Annotated in this window: 7 protein-coding genes and 4 pseudogenes; 6 read left to right on the top strand and 5 right to left on the bottom strand. The window is 69.1% G+C overall.

What is annotated here, in order from left to right:
- From ACIQBL_RS17870 to ACIQBL_RS17860, 3 genes and pseudogenes are all read left to right on the top strand, one after another.
- On the top strand, positions 1 to 321 hold a 321-nt coding region (locus tag ACIQBL_RS17870), incomplete at its 5' end, for a dihydrofolate reductase family protein (RefSeq protein WP_401942549.1).
- Positions 322 to 385: 64 nt separating this feature from the next.
- On the top strand, positions 386 to 547 hold the full coding sequence (locus tag ACIQBL_RS17865) for a hypothetical protein (RefSeq protein ID WP_043666884.1): 162 nt from the start codon (positions 386 to 388) through the stop codon (positions 545 to 547).
- Between the two features lie 89 nt (positions 548 to 636).
- A pseudogene (locus ACIQBL_RS17860) lies at positions 637 to 729 on the top strand (PRC-barrel domain containing protein); the annotation flags it as partial.
- Here ACIQBL_RS17860 and ACIQBL_RS17855 read toward each other — a convergent pair.
- Positions 730 to 879 (bottom strand): annotated as a pseudogene (locus ACIQBL_RS17855) (hybrid sensor histidine kinase/response regulator); the annotation flags it as partial. It abuts the pseudogene before it with no gap.
- Between the two features lie 31 nt (positions 880 to 910).
- Positions 911 to 1,759: pseudogene (locus tag ACIQBL_RS17850) on the bottom strand (STAS domain-containing protein).
- A 219-nt stretch (positions 1,760 to 1,978) separates the two neighbouring features.
- Here ACIQBL_RS17850 and ACIQBL_RS17845 point away from each other — a divergent pair.
- Positions 1,979 to 2,455, top strand: a complete 477-nt coding sequence (locus tag ACIQBL_RS17845; RefSeq protein WP_401942548.1) for an ATP-binding protein — start codon at positions 1,979 to 1,981, stop codon at positions 2,453 to 2,455.
- A gap of 11 nt (positions 2,456 to 2,466) precedes the next feature.
- Here the strand turns inward: ACIQBL_RS17845 and ACIQBL_RS17840 are convergent.
- The 3 genes and pseudogenes from ACIQBL_RS17840 to ACIQBL_RS17830 all read right to left on the bottom strand — a co-directional run bounded on the left by ACIQBL_RS17840 (position 2,467) and on the right by ACIQBL_RS17830 (position 3,930).
- A pseudogene (locus ACIQBL_RS17840) lies at positions 2,467 to 3,326 on the bottom strand (RNA polymerase sigma factor SigF).
- Between the two features lie 175 nt (positions 3,327 to 3,501).
- Positions 3,502 to 3,699, bottom strand: coding sequence for a hypothetical protein (locus tag ACIQBL_RS17835; RefSeq protein WP_401942545.1), 198 nt, complete (start codon positions 3,697 to 3,699; stop codon positions 3,502 to 3,504).
- Between the two features lie 60 nt (positions 3,700 to 3,759).
- The gene (locus tag ACIQBL_RS17830) at positions 3,760 to 3,930 is read right to left on the bottom strand and encodes a hydrophobic protein (RefSeq protein ID WP_401942542.1); all 171 of its coding nucleotides are present in this window, start codon (positions 3,928 to 3,930) and stop codon (positions 3,760 to 3,762) included.
- Positions 3,931 to 4,058: 128 nt separating this feature from the next.
- On the opposite strand from ACIQBL_RS17830, the gene ACIQBL_RS17825 reads away from it, so the two are divergent.
- Together ACIQBL_RS17825 and ACIQBL_RS17820 are read left to right on the top strand one after the other, a co-directional pair.
- The gene (locus ACIQBL_RS17825; RefSeq protein ID WP_401944013.1) at positions 4,059 to 4,568 is read left to right on the top strand and encodes a DUF6479 family protein; all 510 of its coding nucleotides are present in this window, start codon (positions 4,059 to 4,061) and stop codon (positions 4,566 to 4,568) included.
- 472 nt (positions 4,569 to 5,040) lie between these two features.
- Positions 5,041 to 5,979: an Ig-like domain-containing protein gene (locus tag ACIQBL_RS17820; RefSeq protein WP_401944012.1), complete on the top strand. Its 939-nt coding sequence runs from the start codon at positions 5,041 to 5,043 to the stop codon at positions 5,977 to 5,979.
- The last annotated feature ends 143 nt before the right edge of the window (positions 5,980 to 6,122 follow it).

Below are 6,122 nucleotides of genomic sequence, written 5' to 3'. Positions count from 1 at the left end.
TGGGTGCACCGGTGGGGGCGCCGGGCGGCAACCAGTTACCATTTGGCCGAGGCGGTACTCCCCCCCGCCCCCCCCCCGGCCGCCGCCGCCGCGTTCACCGCCGTTGTGTTTCGGCCGGGGGGCGCCGCGACGATCCTGGAGTACCTGAACGCCGGCCTGGTCGACGAGTTCTCGATCGCGTTGTCACCGGTCCTGTTCGGCGCCGGCACCCGCCTGTTCGACGGCGTGGACGCGTCCAGGATCGCGCTGGAGCCGGTCCGTTCGCAGCCGTCGTCGCGAGTGACGCACCTGACCTACGCGGTGTCCGGCCCGCGCAGGTGAATTGTGGATCCGCAGGCGTGAACCGGGAATGTGCGGGCAGACGGCAGTTCGGAGGTTGACACTTATGATTCCCCTGATTCTCGTTCTTCTGCTGGCCCTCATTCTCTTCGGTGCGGGTTTCGCGCTGAAAATTCTGTGGTGGGTCGCGATCGTCGTGCTGGTTCTTTGGCTCGTCGGTTTCGTCGCTCGTCCGAAAGGCGGCAGTGGTCGCTGGTATCGCTGGTAGTTGAGCGGTGATTCCGGAGGCGGTCGAAGAAACCGCCGTGTACGGCATACGGAAAAAGGAGTGACAAGTCGACCGCGGGTCGCCTGGCGGACGCCGACCTGGTGGTCGACACCGGTGTGTGGATCTTCGGCAAGGAGGTCATGCTCCCGGCCAGTACGGTCGTGAGCATCGACCCGAGCGAGGACCACCGAGTTGACCGGAGTGCGCAGTTCGTGGCTGATGTTGGTCCAGAACCGGGTCTTGGCCTCACTCGCCTCCACCAACTGGTGCCGTTTGTCCTCCAGTTCGGAGTGCAGGGCCAGTACACCGCTGTTCGTGGTCTCCAGCTCCTGGGGCCGATGCGCAGGATCGGAATCCGGTCGCTCATCGCTGGGCGCCGGTGTGCGCGACCAGGTCCACGCCCGACCTGCGCAGAGGCAGCGTGAGGGCGTCCGCCGGACTCGCCTTCGTCACGATGCCGTCGAACTCGATCCCCAGCGCGACGATGGTCTGCGCGATCTGCGGACTGATGCCGGACACCGTGCACTCGGCGCCCGTCAGCCGCACGGCGACGATGGTCTTGAGCAGGTGCTGGGCGACCTGGGTGTCCACTGCGGGAACCCCCGTGATGTCGATGATCGCCTGCTCCGAACCGGTGTCCACCAGCGCCTGCAGCAGCTTCTCCCTCACCACCTGGGTCCGCGCCGAGTCCAGCGTGCCGACCAGCGGTACGGCGATCACCCGTCCCACAGGCGCACCACCGGCGGGGACAGCTCCAGCAGCTGCTCGGCCTGCGCGGTGATGAGTTCGTCCCGTGTCCGTGTACAGGTCTCGATCGTGAAGAGCCCCAAATTGTCCAGTATTCGGGCGAGCCGCAGATAGGCGCGGATCTCGTCGACGGTGCCCTTTTCCAGAACCGGTTCGAGGACGTGTTTCAGCGCGAAGACACTGACGGCGGTCTCACTCGGCGAGAATCCCTGCCGGGCCCGGTTCCTCGACAATTCCGTCAAGTGGGCGCGGACTTCGGACATGTGCTCCGAGTGGACGTCCATGGCGCCTTTCGCAGCGCCTCCACCAGTGCTTCGTACAACTCGCGCAGCTCACGGTTGAGTTCTGCCGCGCCGACGCGACCGCCGAGTGACCCGGCACTTCTCCGACCCATGACGCGGCCAGGTCCTGCCCTTCGATCGACAGGAGCCCCACCAGGTCCACGGCGTTGTCTCGCTTCACCAATCAGGTACTCCTTTCAGGTACTCCTTCGATATTCACATGTAGGTGTCAGGACTGACCGGCGCAGCCTACGGCACATGTGGGGAGGTCATTTCTCGAGCGCCTGGTGTACGTCCGTCACCGTGCCCTCGACCGCGTTCGCCGGTAATTCGAGTGGCGGGAACATGAGGTGCGCAGTGCCGGGTAGGCGTCGGCCGACAACGGGAACGAAGGTGACACCGAGTGGAGCCTGCCGACAGTGACGGCGAAGGCGAGCCGAGCACCCGCCCCATGACCACCGCCGTCCCGCTGAGCGGCGACGACACCTGCATCGCCGAGGCACGCCACCTCGCGGTGGACTTCCTCGGCCGGGCCGGGACCGAGCACGGGGTGGTCGTGTCCGCGCGGGCCATGGACCTCACGCGTCTGGTGGTCAGCGAACTGGTCACCAACGCCCGCAAACACGCCCCCGGCCCGCTGTGGATGGAACTGCGCATCCTGGACGACGCGGTGGAGGTGACCGTACGGGACACCGCCCGTGTGCCGTTGCTCGCCCGTCGGCTCGATCCGCGCAGAGTCGGTCAGCACGGCCTGGAGATCGTCATGGCCGTCGTGCAGGCCTTCCAGGTCCGGCTCGAACCGACCGGCAAGACCGTCACCGCCCGCATCGCCCTGGCCGACGGGACGCGCCGTACCGACACGCCGCCCGGCGCTCCGTGAGATCCGCGCGCTCATCCGGTCAGCAGTCCGCTGCGGAGTTTGGTGAGGGTGCGGTTGAGTAGGCGGGAGATGTGCATCTGGGACACGTGCAGTGCGCGGCCGATCTCGGCCTGGGTCAGCTCCTGGCCGAAGCGCATCTCGATGATGGTGCGTTCCCGGTCGTCGAGCTTCCGCAGCAGGGGGCCGAGCGTGTGCAGGTCCTCGAACAGTTCCAGGGCCGGGTCGGTGTCACCCATGGTGTCCGCGTACTTGGGCGCGCTGTCGGCCTCGTCGTCCCCGCCCGGGGTGTCGATCGAGCCCGCGACGTAGCCGTTCGCGGCGACCAGGCCCTCGACGACCTCGTCCTCGGTCAGGTCGAGGTGGGCGGCGAGTTCCTTCACCGTCGGGTTGCGGCCCAGCCGGGTGGCGAGGGTCTCCTTGCTCCTGGCGAGGTCGACACGGAGTTCCTGCAGTCGCCGGGGGACGTGCACGGCCCAGGTGGTGTCGCGGAAGAATCGCTTGATCTCGCCGACGATGTAGGGGATCGCGAAGGAGGTGAACTCGACCTCGCGCGACAGGTCGAACCGGTCGATGGCCTTGATCAGACCGATCGTCCCGACCTGGATCACGTCCTCCATCTCACCGCTGCCCCGGTTGCGGAAGCGCCGGGCGGCGAAGGCCACCAGGGACAGGTTCATCTCGATCAGCGTGTTCCGGGCGTACTGGTACTCCCGGGTGCCCTCCTCCAACTCCCGCAGCCGGTCCAGGAACAGCCGCGACAGCACACGGGCGTCCTTGGGGGCGACCCTGCCCCGTCCTCGATCCACGGCAGGTCCACCGTCACTTCCGGGGTCTGCGCGGTGACGGTGGTGGTCGGCCGGCGGACATTCACGGGATGGTTCACGGTGCCGCCTCAGATGGAAAGCAGGATGAGCGTCTCCTGCCCCCTTCGAGCGCATCCATGTTCGGGCGGCTGCGGTGAATGGGGACGGAGATCGCCTGCGTCACGGATGGTCGCCGCCGTCGACCCGTTTCGGCACGCGACCGAATGAACCGGACGGGAACCGCTATTCGTCCGATTCATCCGCTACGGCGGCCTGCGCGCGCTTCTCGGAGGGCCGCCCCTCGCCGCTGCCCTCCTGGGCCTCGTCGTCCGGTGTGCGGGGACGCACCGCCTCCTCCGCCGCTTCCCGGGCCTCCGGGTCGCCGCTCTCCCCGGGAGCCTGCGACGGAGGGGTGGGCCGTGCGTGGTCGTGCTTGGTCATCGTTGCTCCAGGGGGTGCGTGCGGGCTGTCCGACCCGGGTGCGGGCCGCCGTGCCGAGGGCTACCAGCGGTACCAGCGGCCCCGACCACCGCTCGCGCTCGTTCCGCGCATCAGGAACCCCAGCAGCCAGAGGACGAGGACGATCAGAGCGATCCACCAGAGGATCTGGACCGCGAAACCGGCGCCGAAGAGGATCAGCACCGCGAGAAACACCAGCAGAATGGGAACCATGAGTGAACCTCCTGGTCGCCGAGTGCCCCGAAACCGTCCGGTCAGACGCCCTGACGGCGGCTGATCCCGGCAGGCGGCGGCGACAGGTAGGTCGCGGATATGTGGGCACTCGGCCGTCAGCCGTCGCGATGTCCGCCGGGGAACGTGATGGTCAGGCCCTCCCGGTTCGGACCGTGTGCCGGAAGGGCCGCCCTCGCCGGCCTCGCCGGCCTCGCCGGCCTCGGCCGCGCGAGGCTGCCCCGGTGGCCCCGGGGTACCCGGCACCGATGAACACGCCGGGCACAGAAGTGGTCGCGTCGAGCGGAGCGGCCCTCGGAGTCTTTCCGCTGGTCGCCGGCCTGATCCTCGTCGTCGGGCTGGTCTGGGCCGTACGTCTGGGGATCAAGGCCCGCCGTCGGGAGTCGGCGCCGCCGCGCCCGGAGGCGGGGCGTCGGGCAGCAGGCGCAGCGAGGACCAGCGGCGCCGGCGGTGGGGTTCGCGCCAGGGGCGACCACGGGTGCCCCAGAGAGAGTGTCCGCCGAGTGTGCGCAGTCCCTGTGTGTGCGAGGGACACTCCTCCGTCGTGGATCGTCGAGTGTGCGCAGTTCCCATGTGTGCCGGACACATGCCTCCCTCGTGAACCGTGTCAGCCCATGTGACGGTGATCCACCTCGTTCCAGGCACGCGTGTCGCGGGGCGGGAGGTACGGCTCCTCGTCCGTGCCATACCCCTGGGGTTACCCGGCTCGGCCCGACCACGTGTCGGCGGCGCTCCCGCCGGTCACCACCCGCTCACTGAGGGGTCTCAGGCGGCGCCGTCCATGACGACCGAACAGGCCGGTCCGCAAGAACTCGTCGGCCATGTGTTCGGCGCCGCCGCGCCGGCCACGGAACGCACCTCGGAAGCCTGGACTCCGGCCTCTTCGCGACAGGGGGCGGCCGGCGACTCGGAGTCAGGAGTCGGATGCGCACTGAATCTTGAGACACGCTTTACGTGCCGCATGCAACTGTGGCCCCGTCCGTTGTTGTCTGACAGTGAGTCGGGTCCGTCAGGGCCGAAGCGCGAGAGAGAGTGGGGCACGTCGTGGGACGGCGCAAGGGCAGCATAGGGATCGCACTCGTCACGGGTGCGATGCTGGTGGGCGCGAGTGCCTGCGGCGGGGGCGGCAGTGCCAAGGCGAGCGGCGACGACGCGAAGGCGTCCGGGAAGCCGAGCGCGAGCGCCTCGCCGTCGCCGACGAAGCCTTTGGGTCCGCCGATGCTGCTGGACACGATCACCCCGCAGTCCGGAACCACGGTCGGCGTGGCCATGCCGATCTCGGTGATCTTCACGAACCCCGTGGCGTCCAAGGCGCGGGCCACCGTCGAGAAGCACATGAAGGTGAGCGCCTCGCAGTCGGTGGTCGGTGCCTGGCACTGGATGGGCGACAAGCGCGTCGACTGGCGCCCGAAGACGTACTGGCCCTCCGGCACGACGGTGAAGATCAACGCCGACATGAAGGACGTCGGCAACGGCAACGGCCGCTACGGCGTGCGCAGTTACACGCACACCTTCAAGATCGGTGACGACGTCCGCGCGGACGTCTCGGTGACCAACCACACCATGAAGGTGACCCGGAACGGCGCGGCGGTGCGCACCCTGTCGATCAACGCGGGCAGCGCCCAGTACCCGACGTGGGACGGCACGATGGCCGTCATCGACAAGCAGGAGAAGGTCCACATGACCTCCTGCAGCGTCGGCATCAGCTGCGACAAGGGCAGCCCCAACTTCTACGACCTGACGCTGCCCTGGGACATCCACCTCACGCAGTCCGGCACCTACGTGCACTACTCGACCGGTGACCCGAACCCGGGCAGCGGCAGCGCCCGCGGCTCGCACGGCTGCGTCCACCTCTCCCTGTCGGACGCCAAGTGGTTCTACGGCCAGGTCAAGCAGGGCGACCCCGTCACGATCACCGGTTCCCCCCGAGGCAAGGCCCCGGCCGACAACGGCTACGCCGACTTCAACCTGGGCTGGGACCAGTGGCTCGCGGGCAGCGGCTCCGGCGAGGGGACGACCGCGACGCTCTGACGCACCGCCAACACCACGACGGCGCCGGCCCGCCGCGCCCAGTGGGCGGCCCGCCCCGCCGGGGGGCCCCGGGCCGGGGCCCGGGCGTGGGGGGCGGGGTGGGGGGGGCGGGGACCCCCCCCGGCCCCCACCCCCCCCCCGGA

Source organism: Streptomyces sp. NPDC088350 (genome assembly GCF_044753545.1).
In the GTDB taxonomy this organism is placed as follows: domain Bacteria; phylum Actinomycetota; class Actinomycetes; order Streptomycetales; family Streptomycetaceae; genus Streptomyces.
Note: the sequence above shows the minus strand (reverse complement) of the source record. Positions and strands in the feature narration are given on the sequence as shown.

What these genes read in the sequence shown, in the direction of transcription:
- ACIQBL_RS17835 (WP_401942545.1), bottom strand. Translation starts at nt 3,699, where the DNA reads ATGACCAAGCACGACCACGCACGGCCCACCCCTCCGTCGCAGGCTCCC.
- ACIQBL_RS17830 (WP_401942542.1), bottom strand. Translation starts at nt 3,930, where the DNA reads ATGGTTCCCATTCTGCTGGTGTTTCTCGCGGTGCTGATCCTCTTCGGC.
- ACIQBL_RS17865 (WP_043666884.1), top strand. Translation starts at nt 386, where the DNA reads ATGATTCCCCTGATTCTCGTTCTTCTGCTGGCCCTCATTCTCTTCGGT.
- ACIQBL_RS17820 (WP_401944012.1), top strand. Translation starts at nt 5,041, where the DNA reads ATGCTGGTGGGCGCGAGTGCCTGCGGCGGGGGCGGCAGTGCCAAGGCG.
- ACIQBL_RS17825 (WP_401944013.1), top strand. Translation starts at nt 4,059, where the DNA reads ATGTCCGCCGGGGAACGTGATGGTCAGGCCCTCCCGGTTCGGACCGTG.